Raw genomic sequence first — 23,756 nt, 5'->3', positions numbered from 1 at the left:
TAAGTTCACCGCTGCTGCTTCATGATATAATGCAAGTCTGGAGGGGTGCACATGCTGAAAAAACTTGCAGTGACAAAAAACGGCGACTTGATTGAACATGCAACATTGCAGCAGCTTTCAAGCCCCGATATTGCCTGGTATTGGATTGATTTTTATGCGCCAACGGAAAAGGAAGCAGCACTGTTAAAGGAATTTTTTCAGTTCCATCCGCTTGCGATTGAAGATTGCTTCCATTATTTACAGCGGCCAAAGCTTGATTTTTATGAAGGGTATTTATTTTTCGTCCTTCATGCCCTCAATCAAAAAACACTTCGATCTGAAGAAGTCGACCTGTTTGTTGGAGAAAACTATATCGTTACTTTTCATTTGAAGGAAGCACCCTACATTGATCGAGTCATTCGAAAGCTCAAAGGGTCTGATAAAGCACGAAAGAGCGGTCCAGAGCATATGGCTTATATGCTGATTGACCAGCTCGTCGATGATTATTTTCCTATTATTTATCAAATTGAGGACAGGCTCAATGAAATCGAGGATGAAGAAGGGCATAAAACGTATGGTACATTAATGAACGAAGTATTCGGTATTCGATCCGATTTGCTCAAACTGCGCAGAACCATTATCCCGATGAGGGACCTCTTATATCGAATTGTGAACACGAATATGATGAAAAGCGATGCAAACCGGCAAGCATATTTTAATGATATTTATGATCATCTATTGAAACTAACAGAGATCGTTGAGTCAAACCGTGATATGACAGCCGATTTACGAGACAGCTATCAAACACTAAATTCCAATCGAATGAATGCCATCATGATGACACTGACCATTGTCTCGACGATTTTTATTCCACTGACCTTTATTGTAGGGGTGTATGGGATGAACTTTGATAACATGCCTGAATTACACTGGAAATATGGCTATTTTGGCGTACTGATTTTCATGGGTTTGCTTGTCTCAGGGATGCTTTTGTGGTTTAAACATAAAGGATGGTTTAGGATTTTTAAATAGTTTTTTGAGAGAAGTGCTGAAAGGGAGATACTATGGAAAACTGGATTCCACTGACAGACAAAGAACTAAAGTACGCATGGAAGACATTTGATCAAGAGTTTAAATTTAAACCAAGCATCTCTCGCTTTCCCGGTTTTCAAGCACCCTCTCCTTACATCACATATGATATCTCTGGAGAATGGAGAGTTCCTGTGCTCCCAAATGGAGATGACTATTTCTTTTTATCAAAAGAGATGACCTGGGGTTTACTAGGACATCCTTGGGAGCAGAGCATCACGATTTTCGGTGAGGGCTTGATTGACTCCTTTACTCGTCATCGTCCCCTTTTGTTCCAGCGTAAAATAAGAGAAGGATAAGTCAAAAAGCTTGCAGATGTCTGCAAGCCTCAGATTGTTGACAAAGGGCTAAAATGTTGTTTATTTTAGCCCTTTGTCTTCGTTTCAGCGTGATAGAAAACCTTTGCAGTCTAGGAAGGACGAGTACTGGCGCGGAGCTAATTTGACATTCGTGAGCACCAGCACGCAGGACTGACAAAGAATGCGAGGGTTTGGCTACACGCTGAAGCTTGCAGTGTCTGCAAGCTTTTTCTATAGCTGAGGGAGATGCCATACTTTTTCAAGCATGAGATCGTCTAAGCTTTTAAAGGTATATCCTTGTTTTTTTAAAGCAGTGATGGCATCATCAAGTGCCTCGGCATTGTCCCTTGAGACGGTATGAAGTAAGTAAATGGCACCCGGATGCGCCTGTTTCATCATTTGATTGTACGCATACTGTTTTCCTTTTTGATGGTGGATGTGCCAATCTACAAACGCTACTGACCAGAAAACGGTTTGGTAGCCAAGCTGTTTCGTTTCCTTTAGTACCCTTTCACTGAACACTCCGCGCGGTGGACGAAGGTAGAGGTTATCTTGTTTTCCTGTGATTTTGTATACCGCTTCATTGACACGATCTAGCTCTTCTTTGATTTCTTTCGTGCTCTTTGTTGTTAAATCTGGATGGTGATAGGAATGGTTGCCAATAATATGACCTTCCTCTGCCATACGTTTGACGAGCTTAGGCTGGTCCTTTACGAAGTGCCCAGTCACAAAAAAGGTGCCGGGTACTTGATGTTTTTTCAGCACGTCCAAGATTTTGGGTGTGTATCCATTCTCATAGCCATTGTCGAATGTAAAATAAATCTCTTTCTTTTTCGTATTTCCTAAATAGAAAGCATCATATTTCTTTAAGAGTGTCGTCAGTTCCTTGCCGGCATCTGCTGGCTTGTGCTCTTTGCTTTTAGCAAATCCCCAATGAATCGGCTGATTAGACACGGCTTCTAAGTTTGAAAAAGGCATCGATACAAAAAGCGCACATAGACAGATCAGTATGCATTTTTTCATTTACGTCACTTCCCGGTTTTTCTTCTATTGTGCAGAATATACCGGGTACTCATACACTTTTTGACCTGCCAATTTAAAGAAAAAAGCCCGCATCAGCGCGAGCTATTCTTCCTTCCAATCGGTTTTAAACCGTTCATATTTCGCTTCTAGGTCGTCAATCATCTGGATGAGTCTGTCTATATCCTCAACGTCTGTGGATTCAGGATCTAATGAATCAATCACATTCATAAACATATCTAATCGGTTCTTTAAATAATCAACCTGCTGCTCTTTGCTGTCTGCTGCCTTGCCCATAGATACACTCCCTTTAGCATTTGTTTATAGCTTATCTTTTTTTCCTTTGTAAATCAATTGTGTCCCCTCTTGCGTATAACGGTGATGGGGCTTAAAATTAACTGTTGGCGGGTCTATGTTTGCCCGAATGAAAAGGAGATAGATACCATGAACCAAAAAACAGCACTTCGTCCGATTACACCTGCATTCGACCCTTGGGAAGCCTATCTCGATGTGCAGGATTACGGAGAAATGAAGCTGACAAATATTGAATTGACGACAACGACGTTGTGTAACATGAGATGTGAGCACTGTGCGGTTGGCTATACTTTGCAGCCAAAAGATCCGAATGCACTGCCACTCGATTTACTGCTTCGCCGTTTAGATGAAGTACCGCTCTTGCGTTCCCTTAGCATCACAGGCGGAGAGCCGATGCTGTCTCTGAAATCTGTACGGGAATATGTCGTTCCTTTATTAAAGTATGCCCATGAACGCGGCGTCCGTACCCAAATTAATTCGAATTTAACACTTGATTTGGCTCGATATGAAGAGATTATTCCATACTTGGATGTCCTACACATTTCACATAACTGGGGAACAGTCGAAGAGTTTGCTACGGTTGGTTTTGCAATGATGGACCGAAAGCCAACCTTTGAGCAGCGCGAAAAATTGTTTAACCGCATGATTGAGAATAGTCAGGCACTTGTGAAAGCGGGTGTAACCGTATCTGCTGAAACGATGCTGAATAAGCGTACGCTTCCTTATATTGAACACATCCATCGTCAAATCGTGGACGAGATGAAATGCCAGCGCCACGAAGTTCATCCGATGTATCCAAGTGATTTTGCGAGCGCCCTTGAATCATTGTCGCTTCCGCAAATGCGGGATGCGATTCATCAGCTGCTCGATGTTCGTGATGAGAACACATGGATGCTGTTTGGCACATTGCCATTTTATTCATGCAGCACAGATGAAGAAGACCAGCGCCTCTTGACTCGATTGCGTCAAGCGAAAAATGTGACAGTACGAAATGACCCTGATGGCCGTTCACGGTTGAATGTGAATATTTTTGATGGGAATATTATTGTGACAGACTTTGGCGATACACCACCATTAGGAAATATTGAAACCGATACGTTGCAATCAGCTTATACATGCTGGATGAACACAAAATTGGCAAAAGAACTGAATTGTCATTGCCCAAGTGTGCAATGCCTTGGTCCGAATGTTCTTGTGAAAAACAGTTATTATCAAGATGTTGATTTTACTTCTCGTACAGCCAGGGGGTAACCGATAGATGGACGAAACATTTCTGACAGTGGTCAAGAACAAATACATTGAAATTCTCCTTGTTGGCTTCATTCTTTGGCTTGCCGTCTTTATGATCAACAAAGCGCTTCAGATTTTCTTTAAACGAACTGAATTCATTGAAGATAAAAAGAAAAAAACGATTGAGAGCTTGGTCAAATCGGTTTCAAAGTATACAGCTTCCATATGTTTTGTCTTATATGTGATTTCTCTATTTTTTCATGACTTTGGGAAGATTCTTGCGGGGGCTGGTGTTGCTGGAATTGTCATTGGTTTTGGCGCTCAGACCTTGATTCGTGATATTTTAGCCGGCATCTTCCTCATTTATGAAAGGCAAATTCATAAAGGTGATTATGTGACGGTCAATAATCTTTTTAACGGAACCATTGAAGAAATTGGTCTCCGGTCTTTGCAAATTAGAGAATGGAGCGGCAAGCTTTTAACCATTTCAAACGGAGACATTCGTCAAATCCAAAACTACAATATGCACTACATGCGTATCACAGAGTCAGTCTTGATCAGCGCAAACCAAAATCCTGATATTGCTTTCAAGGCGCTAGAAACAGCATGTGATCAGTTAAATCAAATGCATCATGATTTATTGAAAAAAGATGAATTCCAAAACGCCATTGAACCTTTTCAGGTTCATGGCATTATGGGGCTCAATAAATTGAATCGTGGGATTGAGATCACCGTAAAAGGAATGGTCGAGGATGAAAAATACTTCGAAGCCGCCCTCGCTGTGCGAAAAGAAATGATCACACAACTTCATCAGCATGATGTGAAATTGCTTGAGGATCTCGTCTATCCACAGCCTGCAAAATAACCTCATTTGTGATGGGGTTATTTTTTTGATTGTTTTTAGTTAACCGGTTAATTATAATATTATATAGTTAACCGGTTAACTAAAAGGAAGGGTGTTTACATTGAGAAAAACTGAAGCGATTTTTTTTATTAAGCAAATGTATCAAGAGGTGTTAATCCAATTAGATATAGAAAAGGTGGAGACTTATTTTTCTTCAGATTATCAGCAAGTCACTGATGGAAAGGTCTCTTCACTTGAAGAATTTAAAAAGCATCTCTCCACATTAAAAGTCATGACCAAACAGCTCGACATCCCCGCCTTTCATGATATGTTGTTTGATGAAGAGACTCAGCAAGGGTGTTTTCGTTACACTGTACATGTTGAGCTGTCCACAGGAGACCACGGTCTAATAGATGTGATGGCGTTATTTACTTTATTAGATGGTAGAATCATTCGGTGTGATGAGCTGACTAGACCGCATGAGAAAAATAAGACGCTTGAACAACTTGGACATATCAGCTAAGGAATTCTTTTCTTTTCAGCCCTCTTACTTCTATCCTCTTGACTGATTCATGTATAATAGAAAGCAGATTGATTTCATGCAGCATGGGGACCCTCATACTGTGTATTTACTAATTGAAAGAGAGTGAATAAGATGGGTCGTAAATGGAACAACATTAAAGAAAAGAAAGCATCAAAGGATGCCAATACAAGTCGTATTTACGCAAAATTCGGGCGTGAAATCTATGTGGCTGCCAAGCAAGGTGAGCCAAATCCAGAATCAAACCAAGCACTTCGTTTTGTCCTAGAACGTGCAAAAACATATAGTGTCCCAAAACACATTGTGGACCGTGCGATTGAAAAAGCAAAAGGCGGCGCAGAAGAGAACTTCGATGAGCTGCGTTACGAAGGATTTGGTCCAAACGGATCTATGGTGATCGTTGATGCCCTGACCAATAACGTCAACCGCACAGCGTCAGATGTTCGTGCAGCATTTGGGAAAAACGGCGGAAATATGGGCGTCAGTGGATCTGTTGCTTACATGTTTGACCAAACAGCGGTGATCGGTGTCGAGGGGAAAAGCGAAGAAGAAACGCTTGAACTTTTAATGGAAGCAGACATTGATGTACGTGACATTATGGAAGAAGATGATACGGTGATCGTCTACGCTGAACCAGATCAATTCCATCAAGTTCAAGAAGCGTTCAAACAGGCAGGCGTAGAAGAATTTACTGTCGCTGAAATCACAATGCTGCCTCAAAACGAAGTGACATTAGATGATGAATCGAAAGCACAATTTGAAAAACTCATCGATGTATTAGAAGAGCTTGAAGACGTGCAGCAAGTTTATCATAATGTGGATTTAGGGGAATAATCAGCTAAGCCATCGTAGTTGTTGGATTCATTCAACTTCCGCGTTGGCTTTTTTTATTGTCTAGGTAAGGTTTACGTTCTACTCAAGACCATGTAATATGAAGAAAGAATCGTTTCCACAAATAACCAAGTTTCATTTTTAAAACATGGTGGTTTTCGTATTATGGCTTTATGATCCTCCCTTTTATTGGCCTATGCTTAATTTTCAACAATTTGACGATATTCACTAAAGTCTTTCTCTTTCTTTTCTTTGTATGGTTTTTATATAACGCCTTTGATTTTTACATTCATGAAATGAAAAAGAAAAAAGATAGGACATCTTAATCAAAAAACAGTCATCTCCCCTTGGTAAGAGGAGATGACTGTTTTAATTCATCCCTTGAAACCCAAACGTCAGGTGATCCTGAACAGGAATCCAAGCGCCGATTCCTTGTGAGGTCACATTTTTTACGACAAGTTTGCGTTTATTTCCCTTGAGCACAAGATACACTTCTCCGTAAGTAACCTTTCCTTTTTCGTTAATGGCTGGAGCATATGCATGCAGGGATGCTGCTTTTTTCGGAGAGACGTGGTAGGACTGATCTCGCTTTGTTCCTGCACCAATCACTGTGTCGAAGGCGAGCGGAAGTTTTGTTTTTTGGATGGCTTTTTGCATCATCAATGTTTTCACATCTTCTGGGTTTGGTACTTTTGCTGTGAGCCCTCCACTTACTTTTACTTGTTGCTTTTGCACATATTTGCCGATGGCTGTTTTGTTTCCGCCTCTATTATCAATGTGATTCGTGTTCACTTTTTTGTATTCCCAATTGGCGACGGTTTCGTTTGAATCATAGCTGAGTGCCCATCTTCCAAGAAAAATCGTTGCCCTGTAGCCAACTGCTAGCGGTGTACCTGAGATACTGGATTCATTCAGCATTTTAATTAAATGTGTATTTTCAATTGGTACACTTGTTGTTTTAAATAATTCGGCCGTCAGCTCGCTCGGCTGTAGCAGCGGTTGATCTTGTGACGCATTTGGATACGTATTTTCCTTTGAGATACTGGCGACAGACGATGGCACCTTAAACGGCTTTGCTGCCTCGGCTGGAAAGCTGTATAGAAAACTTAAGGATAAGAGAACAACAAACATGATGCGGGGCATCTTTTTCATATCATCACTCTTTCTCATTCATTTTTCCATAGTATTTTCCCGAAAGACGTCCCTTATCCACAAAAGATTATAAAAGGAAAAATCCAATCGCCATAATGAAATAGGCAGCGAGCAATGTAGCACCTTCAAACCAGTTCGTATCCCCATCATTTGAAAGGATCACCGTTAGTAAAACAGAGGATGCCATGGCAATGAGCTCTGGTAATGAGAAGATCAGTGGCATTTGCTTTTCAAAAAACAGAGAGCTGATCACAAGGATCGGTGCGACCATCATGGCGACTTGAAGCGTGGAACCGAAAGCAATTTCGACCGCGACATCCATTTTGTTTTTATACGCCATGATGACAGCAGAAGCGTGTTCTGCTGCATTACCGACAATCGCAACAATGATGACCCCAATAAACAGCTCACTCCAGCCAAACTGTTCTCCGACTGTGTCAAATGTATGGACGAGCCGCTCTGAAATATACGCCACAGCAATTGTCGCAAGGAGTAAAATCGCCGTGGCAAACTTCCCCGACCACTCTGGTGTTTCTTCTTCCGTCGCTGATTCCCCTTCCGCAATTTCCTGCTTGGCAACATAAACACCTCTGTGGCTGACCAGTTTGAAATAGAGTGCTGCAACATAAAGCAAAATCATCACAATGCTAATGCCGATACTTAAAACAAATTGACGATCTTCTGCCATCCCCATGGAAAAGACTTCTGGAATGACAAATGCCACAATAATCGCAAACATAAGAAGCCCAGAGTTATGCCTTGCATCGTGGACATTGAACTCTTGTCGTTTAAATTTCAATCCGCCAACGAAAAAAGACAGTCCAGCCACAAGCAGTAAATTGCCGATCACTGAGCCAGTGAGTGAAGCAAGGACAATAGCGGTGAGTCCTTGTTTTAATGCAAAAAATGAAATGATTAATTCCACTGCATTTCCAAAAGTAGCGTTTAATAACCCACCAATTCTTGGTCCCGCTATAATGGCAAGACTCTCTGTCGCTCTTCCCATAAAACTTGCAAGACCGATGATGGCGATACAATAGACGGCGAACATGACAGCCTGCGGGAAATGAAGAAAACTGCCAATTACAGATAATGGAACACCAATTGCGACAATCACAAGAAACAAACGATTCATACAGCCAATCTCCTTTACATCATATCTGACTGTTATTCTTTCGTGAGTGCCGGCATCATATACATTTAGATTCGTTCGTGTGAAAGGGTGATATCAATCGTTCCTTTCACGGATTGCACCATGGAGCAATGCTTCAACGCAAGTTTCATTACTTTTTCCAGCTGTTCATCAGAGGTGCTGATGCTTTCAAAGATCATATGTAAATGAATATGAGTGATTTTGTTTACAGTTCCTTCTCTTGTCGTTTCAGGCGTAATGGTCAGCCCTTGATAGGATATTCGTTTTTTCCGGCATACATGAATGACCATTTCTCCAAAACAGCCCGCAATAGCCGAGGTGAACAATTGATACGGCCTGTATCCCGCTTCTTCATTTCCCGAAATAGGCAGCTGCCTTTGATCAGCATTTGCGACCCACCGACCATTTTCGTATATCAGCTTCATTCCTTTTCCACCTTTCTATTGAAACCCCTATGGTTCCATTGTACGATGAAAGCATGAACTTGTAAGGAGCTTCTTATGTCGAGAATTCATTTTATGATTTTAATTTTACTTGTATCCGTATCTGGTTTTTCGCAGGGAGCGTTACTGCCAGTTATTTCGATTATTTTCGAACATGCCGGCACTTCCCCGACGTTAAACGGACTGCATGCCACTGGCTTATATCTCGGCGTGCTGCTTGCGTCTCCTTTTATGGAAGCGCCGCTGCGCCGCTTCGGATTTAAACCATTGATCGTCATTGGGGGCGCTGCTGTCTTTTTAAGTTTGTTTAGCTTTGTCTTTATTGAATCTTATGTCGTCTGGTTCTTCTTGCGGCTGATGATCGGCATCGGTGATCATATGCTTCATTTCTCCACACAGACGTGGGTAACCTATGCCTCATCATCTAGAAATCGCGGGCGAAATATTTCATTGTATGGGTTATCCTTTGGACTCGGTTTTGCCGCTGGCCCTTTTTTAACACCACTCATTGAAATCAATCCATCCTTGCCGTTTATTGTGTCTGGTGCAGTTAGTTTGTGTATTTGGCTGCTTGTGTTTGTTTTAAAAAATACATATCCTGATACAGGTGAAATGCAGACGTCAGAGCAGACAAATAGTTTGAAGCGCTTCAAGAAGGCGTTTCAATTTGGCTGGGTAGCCTTTATGATGCCGTTTTGCTATGGCTTTTTAGAAACGACGCTCAATAGTAACTTCCCTGTGTATGCGCTGAGAAGCGGGGTGACGATAGATGCTGTTGCGTTTATTTTACCTGCGTTTGCGATTGGGAGTATTGTTTTTCAGCTTCCTCTCGGGATGCTGAGTGACCGTTTCGGCAGACGACGCATGATTTTAGTTGTGACACTCGTCGGTTCATTCTTTTTCCTTTTAGCCGGGATTTTCATTCAGTCCGTTTTGGCTGTTGCGATCTGTTTCTTTATCGCAGGTATGGCTGTAGGTTCGACCTTCTCACTTGGCATCAGTTATATGACGGACTTATTACCAAAGCATCTGCTGCCTGCTGGGAATTTGATGTGCGGGATGGCGTTTAGTGCAGGAAGTATTCTCGGTCCGGTTCTTGGCGGATTCTTTGTGCAGACGTTCGAGGGCATGAATTTACTTTACCTTGTCAGCATTGTGATTTTATTTGTGTTTTGTTGTGTTCGATTTGGGCGTACACAGTCAGTGGTCGACACTCCAAACGAATCCATTTCTCATTAAAAACTCCCCTGCATCTATGCAGAGGAGTTTTTTCATCTAGTGATACCCATTTTGCCCATTCGCACTTCCACTTGTTTTGTGCTTTGGCTGATGGCCTTTGTTTTGTTTTGTGTTGCTTCCGCCTTTTTTCGATTGTTTAGACATTCGTTATTCCCCCATCCGTCAAGATTGAACATGTTCGTTCTCCTTTAGGATGCCCGGATTTCTTCACACCTTGCCTGGTACGATTTTACGCTTATGTAAAAGCGCATTGAGCTCGCCGCCGAGGATGATCATAATGCCGGTTAAATAAAACCAGATCATTAATATAATGATTCCCCCAATGCTTCCGTACATCGCACTATAGTTAGCAAATTCGCCTACATAAAATGAGAACAGCATGCTGACGAGAATCCAGCCAACAGAAGCAAATATGGCACCAGGTAGCACAAATTTCAATTTCAGCCTGATATTAGGGGCAAAATAATATAGGGATGTAAAAACAATCAGTAAAATCAGTGGACTAATAATCCATCTCATGGCGGTCCAAATGGTGAGAAAGGCATCTGACTGTCCAACTAATTTAGCGACAAATAAGCCAAGCTCTTTTCCAAAGACAGGCAGCATCAAGGCAAAAATAATCGTAAGCACCATCGCAATGGTTAAGATGATCGATGTTAAACGTACGAGAATGAAGGAACGATTTTCCTCAACTTCGTAGGCGTGGTTAAATGCTCTGACCACCGCATTAATACCGTTGGATGCAGACCAGAGTGCCGCAATAATCCCGAATGACAACAATCCGCCGTTACGGTTATTCAGCGTCTCTTCGGCAATGGATTCAATCATCGAAAGCGCTCCTTCTGGCGCATAACCAGAAATGACGCTTAGAACATCCTTTGATGTCAGCGGCAAATAACCAACAAGCGTCAGCACGAAGATGAGAAATGGAAATAATGAAAGCAAAAAGAAATACGCAAGTTCAGCTGATTTTGCCGGTCCTTCATGCAGCAAAAAGCGTCCAATTAACGCTTTAACAAAACCCATACGCCTCATCTCCAATGATCAATCTTTCTGTTTCTTTTGAAAGTGATCCTTTGTTTCTTCAATAATCTCTAATACCTTTGGTGTTGTTTCCTTTAACTGATTCACCTGTTCATTCAGAAAAGACAAATCATCTGAGACCGTTCTCATCAATTGCTTCGTTTCTTCCATTTTTTCCTTCATGCAAGCAGACATCTTGCTAGGCTCCAGGCGGTATTCATCCAGCTTTTGCTGGCAGTCATTCCATTTTTCTTTCAGTGCAGTTCTTGTTGGACGATGAAATAATGTCAGCAATATGCCGCAGGCCGCGCCTATAACAGCTCCCCGAAGCACGATTTGTTTGTTCTCTTCCATCTCATCTGATCTCCTTTCAGTTAAAGGTGTTTCTCTTTTTTTACATACGTCAAAAAACGATCAATTCCTGTTTCAATTAAATCATGTACTTCCTCAAAGTTCCCAGTGTAATAAGGATCTGGCACATCGTCTCGATCGTCGTCTTCTACAAAGTCAAGAAGACGGCCAATAAAGTGATGTTTTCCATAGCCGGCTAAACTGCGGAGGGCGCCTACATTTTCAGCATCCATCGCAATGATATAGTCGTATGTGGTGATATCCTTATCCATGATTTGTCTTGCCGTCATTCCTTCATAGCTGATGCCCTTTTCATCAAGCAGCTTTCGTGTTCCTTCATGCGGAGGACTGCCTTGATGCCAGCCGCCAATGCCTGCTGAATCAATCACAAAGTGTTCACTCAGCCCTTCGTCTTCGACTCGTTTTCTAAACATCGCCTCTGCCATCGGTGACCTGCAAATATTGCCGAGGCATACAAATAATACATGAATCATCCTTCATTCTCCTCCTATCTTTTCCCTAAGAATCCCTTTGGAAAACCTTTTCTCTATCATATCAAGCCCTTTTTCTTTTGGAAACTTTGCAAGAAAAACTTCCATCGGCATTGACAAATTACACAAAAACAGGAGAAACTTTAGGAGAATTACACAAACAAAGGGGGACATTAGATGGGAATCATTGAGCAGTTTGTCACGACGATGAACAATTTTTTGTGGGGGCCTCCCCTGTTGATTTTAATTGTTGGTACTGGAATCTACCTCACCTTTCGCATTCTCTTCATTCAAATTAGATTACTTCCTTATTCTTTAAAGCTCGCTTTTTCAAAACAAGACAAAACATCAGAGGGAGATATCTCCCATTTCCAAGCATTAATGACGGCTCTTGCTGCAACTGTCGGTACAGGGAATATCGTCGGTGTTGCCTCAGCTGTCATTGCAGGTGGTCCTGGTGCAGTATTTTGGATGTGGTTTGCTGCATTCTTCGGGATGGCCACCAAGTTTGCAGAAGCTGTTCTTGCTGTGAAATACAGGGTCAAAAACGAAAAAGGCGAAATGTCTGGCGGACCTATGTATTATTTAGAGCATGGCTTAAAGCAGAAATGGCTAGGGGTGCTATTTGCTGTTTTCGGTGCCAGTGCTGCCTTTGGGATCGGCAACCTGGTACAGTCTAATTCCATCTCAGGCGTCATGAATTCTACTTTTCAAATTCCAACATGGGTAACAGGTATCATCATTACCGCCTTTACGGCGCTCGTGATTTTAGGAGGAATTAAAAGTATCGGCCGAGTGACATCTATTTTTGTACCAGTCATGGCTTTATTTTACGTCATTTGTGGTCTGATCATTCTTGTCATGAATGCTGATCTTGTTCCTGGTGCAGTCAGTCTTATTTTCTCAGATGCCTTTACAGGTCAAGCCGTGGCAGGTGGTGCGATTGGAACCGTTATTCGCTGGGGTGTGGCACGAGGCGTCTTCTCGAACGAAGCAGGTCTTGGTTCCGCACCAATCGCCGCAGCTGCTGCCAAAACGGATTTGCCTGCCCGGCAAGCTCTTGTGTCTATGACACAAGTATTTATTGATACAATCATTGTTTGTTCCATTACTGGCATTACCATTGTCATGGCAGATATGTATTTAACAGAAAAAAGTGATGCGCTCACCTCTTTATCTTTTGCGTATTTCCTTGGACCAATCGGCTCAACCATTGTCGCCATCGGGCTGCTTTTGTTTGCTTATTCCACCATCATTGGGTGGTCCTATTACGGGGAAAAATGCTTTACATATTTGGCGAAGGATTCGTACGTCATGTATTACCGCATCGTGTTTGTGATAGCTGTCTTTTTCGGTGCCGTGTTTAAAAATGACTTTGTCTGGGGCTTGGCAGATATGCTCAATGGGCTGATGGCCATTCCAAACTTAATTGGACTCATCGGTTTATCAGGTGTTGTGGTGTTTGAATCCAAACGAATCATTGATAAGATCAAAGAGGAGAAAAAGGAAAAAAACATTTCAGTGTCGTCATAATAGCCCTTTTATTCTTTTGCTTTTCTGTTAAAATAGACATATTATTCGACACATGCAGGAAAGGACGTGCCGCCCTTGTCACAGCAAAAAGCGGCTGAAGTCAATCAGCTGATTGAAGACATTTCGCAAAAGCTCAATATGCTGAATATTGGAGTCATCAAAGCCGAAGACTTCAGTCCAGATAAGTATGAAGATATTGAATTTCTTCACCAAATGGTGATGAAAAAATCTTCATTCAGCCCAAGTGAAATGCAAGCCATTGCAAGCGAGCTGAAAAGCTTAAGAAAATAATCGTGCACCTGATACTGAATTGCGGTTGACGCCGCTTTCTTACATCCATGCACAGAAAAAGCCAGCACCTCGCAAGGTGCTGGCTTTGTTTATCCTGTCAAAACTACTTATTTTGCAAGCAGTTTTAATGATTCACGGTTAAATGCTGGAATGTCATCAGGTGTACGGCTTGTGACAAGCTGATCCTGACAAACGACAACTTCTTCATCTTTGAATTTGGCGCCTGCGTTTTCCATATCTACTTGAATGGATGTATAGCCGGTTGCGCCTCTTCCTTCCAGCGTCTTCGCTGTAATAAGCAATTGCGGTCCATGACAGATCGCAAATACTGGTTTTTTCTCGTCCATAAAGGCTTTTGTGAATTGCACATAGCGATCATCCGCACGCAGAATGTCTGGTGAGAAACCGCCAGGAATCAGAAGTGCATCGAAGTCTTCTGGTTTCACGTTATCGATAGACGCATCGACTCTTACTTCTGCCTCTCCTTGCTTTCCTTTCACTGTTTTTCCTTTTTCGTTTTCAATCACTGTGATCTCATGGCCTGCGTCTTTAAAGGCTTTTGCAGGCTCGGTGAATTCAACATCCTCAAAGTAATCTGTTAAGACAACTGCAATTTTCTTACCCATGTAGAAACCCTCCTGCTTGATTATCGTTTACACTACACACTATACCCCCGCCAATTGAAATCAAACATCCTATCCCTATGAGAAAACCCCCTTTCAGAAAAATAAGCATTTAGACTCATTCACATTCCCTTAACAAGGTAATTCGTATGATTTATGTTATCTTTACAATAATCTGCAAAAAATAACTACAAAAGTTAACGAAACATTTCTACAATAGGTATTGTGGTCAAAAAAATTAGAAAGGCGGAGATCAGGTGAAGAAGCAAGCACATAGGTCTAAACGAAGGAAAAACCTGTCTATTCTGCTCACTTCCATGATGTTGATTAGTCTCATTCTCCCAGCAGTACCTACTCATGCAGAAACAGAAAGCGGCAGCGCCGTAAAGGTCAGTATCTTAGCCACAACGGATGTTCATGCGAACATGATGAATTATGATTACTACAGCGACAAAGACACAAATGAATTCGGTTTGGCAAAAACAGCCGAGCTGATTGACAAGCACCGTTCACAAAATCCCAATACACTCCTTGTTGATAACGGAGACCTGATTCAAGGAACCCCTCTTGGAGAATACGTTTATAAAAATGAAAAAGACAGCATCATCAATCAAACAAAGGTTCACCCCATTATTCATACACTCAACAAATTAAAATATGATGCAGGTACACTCGGCAATCATGAATTTAACTACGGTTTATCTTTTCTTGACGGTACCATTGCGGGCGCCAACTTCCCGATTGTCAATGCGAACGTCAAAAAGTTAAACGGAGAACACCGATTTACTCCTTATGTCATTCAGGATAAAACCTTTAAAGATGCAAACGGAGCCTCCCAAACTGTGAAAGTCGGTTACATAGGATTCGTACCACCACAAATTATGACGTGGGATAAGAAGCATTTAGATGGACAAGTTCAAGTGCAGGATATTGTGGAGTCTGCCAATGAAACCATTCCAGAAATGAAAGCAAAAGGCGCAGATGTCATCGTCGCTCTTGCTCATACAGGAATTGAAAAAACAGCTTCACCTAAAGGATCAGAAAATATGATCTTTGACCTTGCCACGAAAACAAAAGGCATTGATGCGATTGTGTCTGGCCACCAGCATGGCACATTCCCTAGCGCTGAATATAGCGGCGTAGACAAATTTGATGTCGCGAAGGGAACCATTAATGGCATTCCTGTCGTCATGTCAAAAAACTGGGGAAGCTACCTCGGAGTCATTGATTTAACACTAGAGCCAGACGGCAGCAACTGGAAAGTCACAGACGGAACAGGCAAAATTGAATCCGTTGCCGGGGTGACATCTCAAAACAGCACAGTGAAAAATGCCATTCAAACAACTCACCAAAACACCCTAGATTACGTCAGAAAGCCAGTTGGAAAAACAGAAGCAGACATTAACAGCTTTTTCGCTCAAGTGATGGATGACCCTTCTATTCAAATCGTGACAGATGCCCAGAAATGGTATGCACAAGAAAAAATGAAAGATACTTCGTACAAAAACTTGCCGATTCTCTCTGCGGGTGCGCCATTTAAAGCCGGTGGACGCAACGGTGTGAACTATTATACAAATATCGCAAAAGGTGATTTAGCGATTAAAAACATCGGCGATCTCTATCTTTACGATAACACCGTACAGATTGTAAAACTAAAAGGCAGTGAAGTAAAAGACTGGCTTGAAATGTCTGCTGGTCAGTTTAACCAAATCAAACCAAATACTTCAAATGAACAGCCTATTTTAAACGAAGAATACCGCTCATATAATTTTGATGTGATCGATGGTGTGACGTACCAAGTAGATGTCACACAGCCTGCTAAATACAGCACAACAGGCACACTTGTTAACGCTAGTGCGAACCGCATCAAAAACTTGTCTTACAACGGAAAACCCGTTTCTGACAATCAAGAATTTTTAGTCGTGACAAACAACTACCGTGCATCTGGCGGCGGAGGCTTCCCGCACCTCACACAAGATAAAGTCGTGCTTGCCTCAGCAGATGAGAACCGCCAAGTGCTGATGGATTATATTATTGAACAAAAAACCATTAACCCAAGCGCAGATCAAAACTGGTCCATTGCACCAGTAAAAGGCGCAACAGTCACCTTTGAATCTTCTCTACTTGCAAAACCGTTCGCAGAGAAATCAAACAGCGTCGACTTTATTCGGAATGCCAGCACAGACGGACTTGGCGTATACAAGCTAGCGTTTAAAGATGATGGTACAACAAAACCACCTGCAACAGACAATTGGCATTTAACGGTGATGCATACAAACGATACACATGCCCATCTGGATGATGCAGCAAGACGCGCAACCAAGATCAAAGAAGTTCGCGCCCAAAGCGAAAACAATATTTTATTAGACGCTGGAGATGTCTTCTCTGGTGATCTCTATTTCACAAAATGGCAAGGACTTGCCGATCTGAAACTGATGAACTTAATGAAATACGATGCCATGACGTTTGGGAATCATGAATTTGACAAAGGTCCATCTGTCCTTCGTCAATTCCTGACAGGTGACGCATCCAGCGTAGATGCTAAAAACCGTCATCAATTTGAAAAACCGAACTTCCCGATCGTGTCATCAAACGTAGATGTCTCTAAAGAAAAACAGTTAAGCGACTTAGTGAAAAAACCAGCAACATTTAAAGCTGGTGAGAAAAAAGAAGCTGGCATTTACCCTTACATTCTACTTGATGTAAATGGTGAAAAGGTCGCTGTATTCGGTCTAACCACTGAAGACACAGCGATTACATCCAGCAGTGGTCCCAACATTCAATTTCAAGATGCATACAAAAAAGCAAAAGAAACAGTCAAAACCATTCAAACTGAAGAAAAAATCAATAAAATTATTGCGCTCACACATATTGGCTATAACCGTGATCTAGAACTGGCTCAAAAAGTAGATGGCATTGATCTCATCATTGGTGGTCATACCCACACCCTTGTTGAAAAATTAAAGGTCATCAATAAAAAAGAACCAACGATTGTTGCACAAGTAAAAGACTACGGACAATTTTTAGGAAAAGTAGACGTGGCCTTTGACAAAAAAGGCGTCGTACAGCCAAAAGAATCTACTTTTGACCTCATCACGATCGACGACTCTGTGAAAGAAGATGCGGACGCAAAAGCGATTCTTGATCAGTACAAGGCAGATATCCAAGATTTAAAAACCGAAAAAGTCGGGACGTCAGATGTCTTCTTAGATGGACAGCGTGAACACGTCCGTGCAAAGGAAACGAACCTTGGAAACTTTATTGCAGATGGCATGTTAAAGAAGGCACAAGAATCTGCTGGGGCTGACCTTGCCATTACAAACGGCGGCGGTATTCGAGGCAGCATTGAAAAAGGAGATATCACATTAGGGGATATTTTAACCGTGATGCCTTTTGGAAACACACTATATGTCGCAGATTTAAAAGGCAGTCAAATTAAAAAAGCGCTTGAACAAGGTCTTTCAGGCATTGAAGAAGGCGGAGGCGCATTCCCTCATGTAGCTGGTATTGAATATACGTTTACACTGAGTAAACCGGCTGGCAGTAGACTGATTGATGTCAAATTGAAAGATCAAAAGGGCAATCTGACTGACATTGATGATCAGAAAACATACCGCGTGGCGACTAACGCATTTGTCGGCACAGGCGGTGATGGCTACAGCGTCTTTACAGAAGCGTCTCATGGTGAAGACTTAGGCTATGTTGACTATGAAATTTTCAAAGAGCAAATTGAACAGGCAGACGGTCATATTTCTCCAGTCATCGACCATCGAGTGAAAGAAGTATTCCTTCCTCGCTTGAAAGGAAAAGGCGTCTATGACATTCAAGATGATGAGAAATTCCAAACGTATGTGCAGCATACGAACAAAGCATTGCTCTATTTAGACAAAGCAACCGAAGCGAAAAAGGTTCAATTGTCTCTATCAAAAGGGCAAGTAGCTGAACTGAAGAAACGAGAGCAAGATCCAAACGTCACCATCTATCATGACAAAGTCGGTCTAGCATTACCGCTCTCCAATTTGTCAGAGCAACAAGCAGATATATCGATGGCAAAAACAAATAAGGTGAAAAACGCATTAACCGACACATACGATTTCCAAATCAAACAAGATCAGAAAAATGTGTCTACCTTTAAAGATCCCGTCACACTGTTCTTTACATTAGATGCGCCTGAAAAAGCGAAAAAACCAGGTGTCTATTATGTCGATCGTGAGAAAAACCGCTATGCCAAAACAAGTAACGGTTCATTCGAAAACGGGATTGTCTCAGGTAAAACGGAGCACTTTAGTGAATACACCGTACTCAATCAAAGTGAAGCGGCTGGAACAGCTCCAGACCAAAATGGCGGAGACGGTGGAACTTCTGCTCCAGGCGGTTCGGATCCAAGTCAGGATGGAAGCGGCTTACCAGGCGGCACACTGCCGAATACCGCAACGATGATGTATACAGCGGTATTAATTGGCTTGCTCATGCTCGCCTCAGGCGGTATCCTTTATTACTACCAGCGCAAGCGTACACGAAACAAAGTATCATCTTAATAGAAAAGGACAGAGCATTGGCTCTGTCCTTTCAGATTGAGGACAAAGGGCTAAAATGGACTTGATTTTAGCCCTTTGTCTTTTTTTCAGCGTGATAGAAAACCTTTGCAGTCTAGGAAAGTCGAGCACCGGAGCGGAGCGAATTTGACATTCGTGAGCACCGGAGCACAGATTTGACAACGAATGCGAGGGTTTGTCTACACGCTGGGGACAGAGCTTCGGCTCTGTCCTTTTTTGCATCTCACTATTAATCTTGGGATAAATACATCCAATGACGATCATCAAATTCTTTCACATCATCTGACCCTATATGACGCAGCATTCTATTAAAGAACGTGATATCATCTTCATCATCAACGGCATATAAATCCTTTTGAACATATTCTCTCGTAATGAAATTCGTTAAGTTCGTGTTATTCACAAATTCAGCAAAGTACGATTGCACAAGGGTTAAATCTTCTTCATTTAATGTTTCATCACTGATAATTGAAATATGAAATACATTCAAAATCGCTTGAATGTCTTCTTCATCCATATAACATAATGGCTCTAATTTTCTATCTTCTTCCGTAAACGGTTTTCGCGTGTCTTCAATGATGACATAACATAAAATCCTGTGACCTTTCATCACGCTAAAAATTTCTAAATCTCGTAATTTGAGTGGTCTATTCAGTCTGATCATTTTTCCTCCTGAGATGTTGCTCTCGTTATTGTTTAATCCCTTGTTTCCCTACAACCTGAAATAGACAGGGCCTCGTCCCTGTCTACTTCTCTCTTCTAGCAAAATCCACGAACCTGAAACGATCTAGCCGGTGGCGGCTTTCGGTGTATTGGAATAGACTCGTATCCTCCAAGAACACATAATTCTTCACCACCACCACATGATCAAACCCGTTCAAATCGAGATACCTCTCATCTTCTTCAGTACATGGCTCGACCACAAATTCCTTTTGAGCGTAACTAATCGAGACCCCAAGTTCTCCTTCAATATACTCATAGATCGATCCTTCACAAATGTCCTTAGACAAGAACGGCACATGTTTTTGCAAGAAGTAATCTTTGTCTAAAATGACTTCTTCTCCGCTAATATTGCGAGAGCGAATGACTTCCCAAACGTCCTCCTGCCCACTGATTTTCAGCTGAGACTGAATATACTGATCTGGCTTGATTAAACCGAACTCATGAACCGTTGTTACCGTCTTTCGCCCAAGCGTTTGGGAAAGCTCTTTAAAGCTGACAAGACCCGAAACTGGGAACTGCATTTTCTCTCGATTCAGCAATACTGAGCCTTTCCCACGAATTTTTTGGATATAGCCATTTTGCACAAGGATGTTTAATGCCTTTCTCACCGTCTCACGGGATGTGTCATACATGACAGACAGCTCATGTTCTGATGGGAGGATGCCTTTATCCTGCCATTCACCTTGTTCAATCCGTCTAGCGAGCTGATCATAAATCACTCGAAACTTATTCTCTTTCATTTTCCCTCCGCCCCATTTACTAGCGTTTGGTTAAATGATAAACGATTGACTCATATGGACGCAATGTAAATCCCTTGATATCTGCCGGCACATCCTCATAATTGGACAACAGGACTTGCCCTTCTATTTCATTGACATCCTTTGCAAGCTCATCTGGAAGTGTAAAGTCCGTCTCGCCTGCATAAAAATGGTTGATCACGAGGATTTTCTCATCTTTGCCTTCTCGGACATACGCAAACACCTTTGGATCATCTGAAAGCAGTAAAGTAAAGCTCCCATAGGTGATTACATCAAGTTCTTTGCGAAGTCTACAAAGGGCTTGATAATGATAAAAAATCGACGTCTCATCTTTTAAGGCAGCTTCTACTGAAATGCCGTTTTGAGCTGGTTCAATCCAAGGCGTACCTTTTGAGAACCCCACATTTTTTTCCGACGTCCATTGCATAGGTGTCCTTGCGTTATCTCTTGATTTGACCTGTAAAATCGCCAAAGCTTCTTCCTTTGTTTTCCCTTTTTCAAGCATGACTTCGTACATATTCAGTGATTCGATATCGCGGTATGACGAAATGTCCTCAAAACGAGGATTCTTCATCCCAATTTCTTCACCTTGATAAATATAAGGAGTGCCTTGCATCAAATGAATGGTGGTCGCCAGCATCTTCGCTGATTGCTGATGGTACGTGCCATCATCACCGTATCTTGACACGATGCGCGGCTGGTCATGGTTACACCAAAAGAGTGCGTTCCAGCCGCCGCCCTCATGCATTTTCGTCTGCCATTCTGACAGAATTGATTTCAACTCTAGAAAATCAAATGGCGCAATGGCCCACTTTTCACCGTTAGGATAGTCAACTTTTAAATGATGAAAATTAAACGTCATATCCAGCTCCTGCCGATCAGGTCTTGTATACCGAATGCAGTCTGCAATATTCGTTGAAGACATTTCCCCCACGGTCATGCTATCGTATTTCGAAAACACTTCCTGGTTCATTTCATGCAAGAATTCATGAATTCTCGGCCCATCTGTATAGTACATACGCCCGTCACCTTGCACTGATTGCCCAGCATCATCTAAAAAGCGTTGATCCTTTGAAATGTTATTGATGACATCCAGTCTGAATCCATCGATCCCTTTTTCAAACCAAAAGTGCATGATGTCATATACTTGCCTGCGCACTTCATCATGTTCCCAATTGAGGTCTGCCTGGGTAACATCATATAAATGAAGATAATAGTCACCTGTCGCTTCATCTAATTCCCACGCTGGCCCGCCAAACTTAGACTGCCAGTCATTCGGAGGAGAGCCGTCCGCTTTCGGCTCCTTCCAAATATAATAGTCTCGATACGGGTTTTCCTTCGACTCTCGGGAGGCTTGAAACCACTCATGGAAAATAGATGTATGGTTCACGGCTAGATCCATGATGACACGAATCCCTCGTTCATGTGCTTCTTTCAGCATGTGCTCAAAATCGGCCATTGTGCCGTACATGTCATGGATTTTTGTATAATCACTAATATCATAACCGTTGTCATACTGTGGTGACTCATACATAGGGGTCAGCCAAATACAATCCGCCCCTAGCTCTTTGATATAGTCGAGCTTTTTCGTCACACCATTGATATCACCTGTACCAGAGCCTGTTGTGTCTAAAAAGCTCTTCGGATAGATTTGATAGACCACGGCTTTTTTCCACCACGGTTCGTTTGTTTGTTGATTCAATTTCCTTCACCACCACTAGTTAAGTTCTTGTGATACATCCTTCTTCTTAAGTTTTGCATATAAAAGGGTACCAATGAATGGGACGATCAGCACAATCACCATTCCGATGGCAAATGCCCCCCAATATTTCGGAATGATCGAGAAGATTCCTGGAATGCCTCCAACGCCGACTGAACTTGCTAGTACCCCTTGTGAGGCAATAAACATACCAGCTATCCCTGAACTGATCAGGGCAAAAATAAACGGGAATCTATAGCGCAAGTTCACCCCAAACATCGCCGGTTCAGTAATACCCAAGTAAGCAGAAATACTTGATGTCAGCGAGAGCCCTTTTTGCTTTTCATCTTTTAAGACAAACATCATCGCAAGTGCCGCCGACCCTTGAGCAATATTAGATAGCGCGAGCATTGGCCATAGGAACGTGCCGTGCAGTTTTGAGTTAATCAGCTGAATATCGACTGCTAGGAACGTATGATGCATGCCTGTAATGACTAACGCTGCATATAATCCGCCATATAAAAGGCCACCAAGTGCTGCGAATTGCTGGAATACAGTGACGAGTCCAGATGTTAATACGTTTCCAATCGCAAATGTAACGGGACCAATGACGATAAATGATAAAAATCCAATGAGTAGTAATGTAATTGGTGCAACAACTAACAGCTGAATACTTTCAGGTGTCCGCTTTGTAATAAATAATTCGAGCTTTGCGAGTAAATAGGAAGCGACAAGTATCGGAAGAACCTGTCCTTGGTAACCTACCTTTTGTACTTCAAGTCCAAACAAATTCCATACAGGTATGTCACCTGTCTTTTCCGCCGCTCCATACCCCCACGCATTCAACAGATCTGGATGTACAAGCATCAGTCCGAGGACCATCCCTAAAAGCGGATTTCCTCCAAACCGCTTGACAGCCGACCAGCCGATTAATGCTGGCAAAAAGGTAAAGGCAGTACCTGCAATCAAGTTGATCATATTCGCTAAATCCGCCCATGCCGGATACACATCCACAATGGATTTTTGATCAAAGAAAATATCAGGAGCTGTTAAAATATTATTAATCCCCATCAATAAACCGGCTGTCACGATAGCTGGAAGGATTGGAATGAAGATATCTGCAAGCGTTTTCACCGCTCGCTGAAGTGGGTTTAATTTCTGATCAGAGGCACGCTTGACGTCCTCTTTTGTCGCTTCGCCGATTCCCGTCTGTTTGACCATTTCGGCATAAACCCGATTCACCACTCCTTGACCAATGACCACTTGGTATTGGCCATTCGCTGAGAAAGATCCCTTCACTTCATCAATTTGTTCTAGTGCTTTCTCATCCACCTTACCTTCATCTTTTAGCACAAAACGAAGTCTTGTCACACAATGTGTGGCTTGATCAATGTTTTCTTTGCCGCCAATGGCTTTCACAATCTGATCTGCCGCTGCCTGATAATCAGCCATGCTATCCCCTCCGAGATCGTTTTTTTATAAGAAAAAAGAATCAAAACTTGTATATACATGTTCACTTCATATTTTATATTTGTATATACATGTAGTCAATAAGAAAATGTAGCGCTTTCAT

24 protein-coding genes are annotated in these 23,756 nt (G+C 42.1%); 10 read left to right on the top strand and 14 right to left on the bottom strand.

Going from position 1 to position 23,756, the window contains the following annotated elements:
- Window positions 1-51: 51 nt before the first annotated feature.
- Window positions 52-1,011 (top strand): magnesium/cobalt transporter CorA, encoded by a 960-nt coding sequence (gene corA, locus MHI58_RS03955; protein ID WP_041506595.1) that lies wholly within the window; start codon window positions 52-54, stop codon window positions 1,009-1,011.
- 32 nt (window positions 1,012-1,043) lie between these two features.
- Window positions 1,044-1,367 carry a DUF2716 domain-containing protein gene (locus MHI58_RS03950; protein WP_041506596.1) on the top strand — a complete coding sequence of 108 codons (324 nt, stop codon included), beginning with the start codon at window positions 1,044-1,046 and terminating at the stop codon, window positions 1,365-1,367.
- A gap of 231 nt (window positions 1,368-1,598) precedes the next feature.
- Here the strand turns inward: MHI58_RS03950 and pdaA are convergent, their stop codons facing one another.
- Window positions 1,599-2,390, bottom strand: a complete 792-nt coding sequence (gene pdaA / locus MHI58_RS03945; RefSeq protein WP_039168013.1) for a delta-lactam-biosynthetic de-N-acetylase — start codon at window positions 2,388-2,390, stop codon at window positions 1,599-1,601.
- Between the two features lie 102 nt (window positions 2,391-2,492).
- Entirely contained in the window at window positions 2,493-2,684 is a 192-nt protein-coding gene (locus tag MHI58_RS03940; RefSeq protein WP_003218031.1) for an SE1561 family protein, read from the bottom strand.
- A 147-nt stretch (window positions 2,685-2,831) separates the two neighbouring features.
- On the opposite strand from MHI58_RS03940, the gene yfkAB reads away from it, so the two are divergent.
- From yfkAB to MHI58_RS03920, 4 genes are all read left to right on the top strand, one after another.
- The gene (gene yfkAB, locus MHI58_RS03935; protein ID WP_061418374.1) at window positions 2,832-3,953 is read left to right on the top strand and encodes a radical SAM/CxCxxxxC motif protein YfkAB; all 1,122 of its coding nucleotides are present in this window, start codon (window positions 2,832-2,834) and stop codon (window positions 3,951-3,953) included.
- 7 nt (window positions 3,954-3,960) lie between these two features.
- Window positions 3,961-4,797 (top strand): mechanosensitive ion channel family protein, encoded by an 837-nt coding sequence (locus MHI58_RS03930; RefSeq protein WP_061418371.1) that lies wholly within the window; start codon window positions 3,961-3,963, stop codon window positions 4,795-4,797.
- Window positions 4,798-4,897: 100 nt separating this feature from the next.
- The gene (locus tag MHI58_RS03925) at window positions 4,898-5,299 is read left to right on the top strand and encodes a nuclear transport factor 2 family protein (protein ID WP_017366831.1); all 402 of its coding nucleotides are present in this window, start codon (window positions 4,898-4,900) and stop codon (window positions 5,297-5,299) included.
- Window positions 5,300-5,431: 132 nt separating this feature from the next.
- Window positions 5,432-6,151 (top strand): YebC/PmpR family DNA-binding transcriptional regulator, encoded by a 720-nt coding sequence (locus tag MHI58_RS03920; RefSeq protein ID WP_007496614.1) that lies wholly within the window; start codon window positions 5,432-5,434, stop codon window positions 6,149-6,151.
- Between the two features lie 366 nt (window positions 6,152-6,517).
- Here the strand turns inward: MHI58_RS03920 and MHI58_RS03915 are convergent, their stop codons facing one another.
- The 3 genes from MHI58_RS03915 to MHI58_RS03905 form a co-directional block, all read right to left on the bottom strand.
- Complete coding sequence (locus MHI58_RS03915) at window positions 6,518-7,279, bottom strand: YfkD famly protein (RefSeq protein WP_223255680.1); 762 nt, start codon at window positions 7,277-7,279, stop codon at window positions 6,518-6,520.
- Window positions 7,280-7,367: 88 nt separating this feature from the next.
- Complete coding sequence (cax, locus tag MHI58_RS03910) at window positions 7,368-8,435, bottom strand: calcium/proton exchanger (protein ID WP_041506598.1); 1,068 nt, start codon at window positions 8,433-8,435, stop codon at window positions 7,368-7,370.
- 65 nt (window positions 8,436-8,500) lie between these two features.
- A complete protein-coding gene (locus tag MHI58_RS03905) occupies window positions 8,501-8,878 on the bottom strand; it encodes an OsmC family protein (RefSeq protein ID WP_324657819.1) in 378 nt (125 codons plus the stop codon).
- Between the two features lie 75 nt (window positions 8,879-8,953).
- Between MHI58_RS03905 and MHI58_RS03900 the strand changes: the two genes are divergently transcribed.
- Window positions 8,954-10,135, top strand: coding sequence for an MFS transporter (locus MHI58_RS03900; RefSeq protein WP_041506600.1), 1,182 nt, complete (start codon window positions 8,954-8,956; stop codon window positions 10,133-10,135).
- A gap of 32 nt (window positions 10,136-10,167) precedes the next feature.
- Here the strand turns inward: MHI58_RS03900 and MHI58_RS03895 are convergent, their stop codons facing one another.
- The 4 genes from MHI58_RS03895 to MHI58_RS03880 are packed head-to-tail and all read right to left on the bottom strand — an operon-like array spanning window position 10,168 to window position 12,003.
- Entirely contained in the window at window positions 10,168-10,311 is a 144-nt protein-coding gene (locus tag MHI58_RS03895) for a hypothetical protein (protein ID WP_162484020.1), read from the bottom strand.
- A gap of 31 nt (window positions 10,312-10,342) precedes the next feature.
- Window positions 10,343-11,161 (bottom strand): YihY/virulence factor BrkB family protein, encoded by an 819-nt coding sequence (locus tag MHI58_RS03890; RefSeq protein WP_008341753.1) that lies wholly within the window; start codon window positions 11,159-11,161, stop codon window positions 10,343-10,345.
- Between the two features lie 18 nt (window positions 11,162-11,179).
- Window positions 11,180-11,512: a hypothetical protein gene (locus MHI58_RS03885; RefSeq protein WP_163116203.1), complete on the bottom strand. Its 333-nt coding sequence runs from the start codon at window positions 11,510-11,512 to the stop codon at window positions 11,180-11,182.
- Window positions 11,513-11,532: 20 nt separating this feature from the next.
- Window positions 11,533-12,003, bottom strand: a complete 471-nt coding sequence (locus MHI58_RS03880; protein ID WP_008341755.1) for a low molecular weight protein-tyrosine-phosphatase — start codon at window positions 12,001-12,003, stop codon at window positions 11,533-11,535.
- A gap of 174 nt (window positions 12,004-12,177) precedes the next feature.
- Here MHI58_RS03880 and MHI58_RS03875 point away from each other — a divergent pair, with 174 nt between their 5' ends.
- Both MHI58_RS03875 and MHI58_RS03870 read left to right on the top strand, forming a co-directional pair.
- On the top strand, window positions 12,178-13,533 hold the full coding sequence (locus MHI58_RS03875; RefSeq protein WP_045034475.1) for a sodium:alanine symporter family protein: 1,356 nt from the start codon (window positions 12,178-12,180) through the stop codon (window positions 13,531-13,533).
- Window positions 13,534-13,608: 75 nt separating this feature from the next.
- Window positions 13,609-13,824: a DUF1128 domain-containing protein gene (locus MHI58_RS03870; protein WP_008341757.1), complete on the top strand. Its 216-nt coding sequence runs from the start codon at window positions 13,609-13,611 to the stop codon at window positions 13,822-13,824.
- A 107-nt stretch (window positions 13,825-13,931) separates the two neighbouring features.
- Here MHI58_RS03870 and MHI58_RS03865 read toward each other — a convergent pair whose 3' ends face one another.
- Window positions 13,932-14,450, bottom strand: coding sequence for a type 1 glutamine amidotransferase domain-containing protein (locus MHI58_RS03865; protein WP_007496591.1), 519 nt, complete (start codon window positions 14,448-14,450; stop codon window positions 13,932-13,934).
- A gap of 254 nt (window positions 14,451-14,704) precedes the next feature.
- Between MHI58_RS03865 and MHI58_RS03860 the strand changes: the two genes are divergently transcribed.
- Window positions 14,705-18,985: a multifunctional 2',3'-cyclic-nucleotide 2'-phosphodiesterase/3'-nucleotidase/5'-nucleotidase gene (locus MHI58_RS03860; RefSeq protein WP_045034474.1), complete on the top strand. Its 4,281-nt coding sequence runs from the start codon at window positions 14,705-14,707 to the stop codon at window positions 18,983-18,985.
- 247 nt (window positions 18,986-19,232) lie between these two features.
- Here the strand turns inward: MHI58_RS03860 and MHI58_RS03855 are convergent, their stop codons facing one another.
- The 4 genes from MHI58_RS03855 to treP form a co-directional block, all read right to left on the bottom strand.
- On the bottom strand, window positions 19,233-19,667 hold the full coding sequence (locus MHI58_RS03855; protein ID WP_045034473.1) for a hypothetical protein: 435 nt from the start codon (window positions 19,665-19,667) through the stop codon (window positions 19,233-19,235).
- Between the two features lie 82 nt (window positions 19,668-19,749).
- Window positions 19,750-20,466 (bottom strand): trehalose operon repressor, encoded by a 717-nt coding sequence (gene treR / locus MHI58_RS03850; RefSeq protein ID WP_017358787.1) that lies wholly within the window; start codon window positions 20,464-20,466, stop codon window positions 19,750-19,752.
- A gap of 19 nt (window positions 20,467-20,485) precedes the next feature.
- A complete protein-coding gene (gene treC / locus MHI58_RS03845) occupies window positions 20,486-22,186 on the bottom strand; it encodes an alpha,alpha-phosphotrehalase (RefSeq protein WP_045034472.1) in 1,701 nt (566 codons plus the stop codon).
- Window positions 22,187-22,201: 15 nt separating this feature from the next.
- A complete protein-coding gene (gene treP, locus MHI58_RS03840) occupies window positions 22,202-23,635 on the bottom strand; it encodes a PTS system trehalose-specific EIIBC component (RefSeq protein WP_017358785.1) in 1,434 nt (477 codons plus the stop codon).
- Between the last annotated feature and the right edge of the window lie 121 nt (window positions 23,636-23,756).

Origin of the sequence: Bacillus sp. FSL K6-2869 (genome assembly GCF_040869405.1) — a bacterium.
In the GTDB taxonomy this organism is placed as follows: Bacteria; Bacillota; Bacilli; order Bacillales; family Bacillaceae; genus Bacillus; species Bacillus altitudinis.
This window is presented reverse-complemented; position numbering and strand designations above follow the sequence as displayed.

Excerpts from the sequence above, each read along its gene's own strand:
- corA (WP_041506595.1), top strand. The coding sequence starts at position 52 with ATGCTGAAAAAACTTGCAGTGACAAAAAACGGCGACTTGATTGAACAT.
- MHI58_RS03950 (WP_041506596.1), top strand. The coding sequence starts at position 1,044 with ATGGAAAACTGGATTCCACTGACAGACAAAGAACTAAAGTACGCATGG.
- pdaA (WP_039168013.1), bottom strand. The coding sequence starts at position 2,390 with ATGAAAAAATGCATACTGATCTGTCTATGTGCGCTTTTTGTATCGATG.
- MHI58_RS03940 (WP_003218031.1), bottom strand. The coding sequence starts at position 2,684 with ATGGGCAAGGCAGCAGACAGCAAAGAGCAGCAGGTTGATTATTTAAAG.
- yfkAB (WP_061418374.1), top strand. The coding sequence starts at position 2,832 with ATGAACCAAAAAACAGCACTTCGTCCGATTACACCTGCATTCGACCCT.
- MHI58_RS03930 (WP_061418371.1), top strand. The coding sequence starts at position 3,961 with ATGGACGAAACATTTCTGACAGTGGTCAAGAACAAATACATTGAAATT.
- MHI58_RS03920 (WP_007496614.1), top strand. The coding sequence starts at position 5,432 with ATGGGTCGTAAATGGAACAACATTAAAGAAAAGAAAGCATCAAAGGAT.
- MHI58_RS03915 (WP_223255680.1), bottom strand. The coding sequence starts at position 7,279 with ATGTTTGTTGTTCTCTTATCCTTAAGTTTTCTATACAGCTTTCCAGCC.
- cax (WP_041506598.1), bottom strand. The coding sequence starts at position 8,435 with ATGAATCGTTTGTTTCTTGTGATTGTCGCAATTGGTGTTCCATTATCT.
- MHI58_RS03905 (WP_324657819.1), bottom strand. The coding sequence starts at position 8,878 with ATGAAGCTGATATACGAAAATGGTCGGTGGGTCGCAAATGCTGATCAA.
- MHI58_RS03900 (WP_041506600.1), top strand. The coding sequence starts at position 8,954 with ATGTCGAGAATTCATTTTATGATTTTAATTTTACTTGTATCCGTATCT.
- MHI58_RS03895 (WP_162484020.1), bottom strand. The coding sequence starts at position 10,311 with ATGTTCAATCTTGACGGATGGGGGAATAACGAATGTCTAAACAATCGA.
- MHI58_RS03890 (WP_008341753.1), bottom strand. The coding sequence starts at position 11,161 with ATGGGTTTTGTTAAAGCGTTAATTGGACGCTTTTTGCTGCATGAAGGA.
- MHI58_RS03885 (WP_163116203.1), bottom strand. The coding sequence starts at position 11,512 with ATGGAAGAGAACAAACAAATCGTGCTTCGGGGAGCTGTTATAGGCGCG.
- MHI58_RS03880 (WP_008341755.1), bottom strand. The coding sequence starts at position 12,003 with ATGATTCATGTATTATTTGTATGCCTCGGCAATATTTGCAGGTCACCG.
- MHI58_RS03875 (WP_045034475.1), top strand. The coding sequence starts at position 12,178 with ATGGGAATCATTGAGCAGTTTGTCACGACGATGAACAATTTTTTGTGG.
- MHI58_RS03865 (WP_007496591.1), bottom strand. The coding sequence starts at position 14,450 with ATGGGTAAGAAAATTGCAGTTGTCTTAACAGATTACTTTGAGGATGTT.
- MHI58_RS03855 (WP_045034473.1), bottom strand. The coding sequence starts at position 19,667 with ATGATCAGACTGAATAGACCACTCAAATTACGAGATTTAGAAATTTTT.
- treR (WP_017358787.1), bottom strand. The coding sequence starts at position 20,466 with ATGAAAGAGAATAAGTTTCGAGTGATTTATGATCAGCTCGCTAGACGG.
- treP (WP_017358785.1), bottom strand. The coding sequence starts at position 23,635 with ATGGCTGATTATCAGGCAGCGGCAGATCAGATTGTGAAAGCCATTGGC.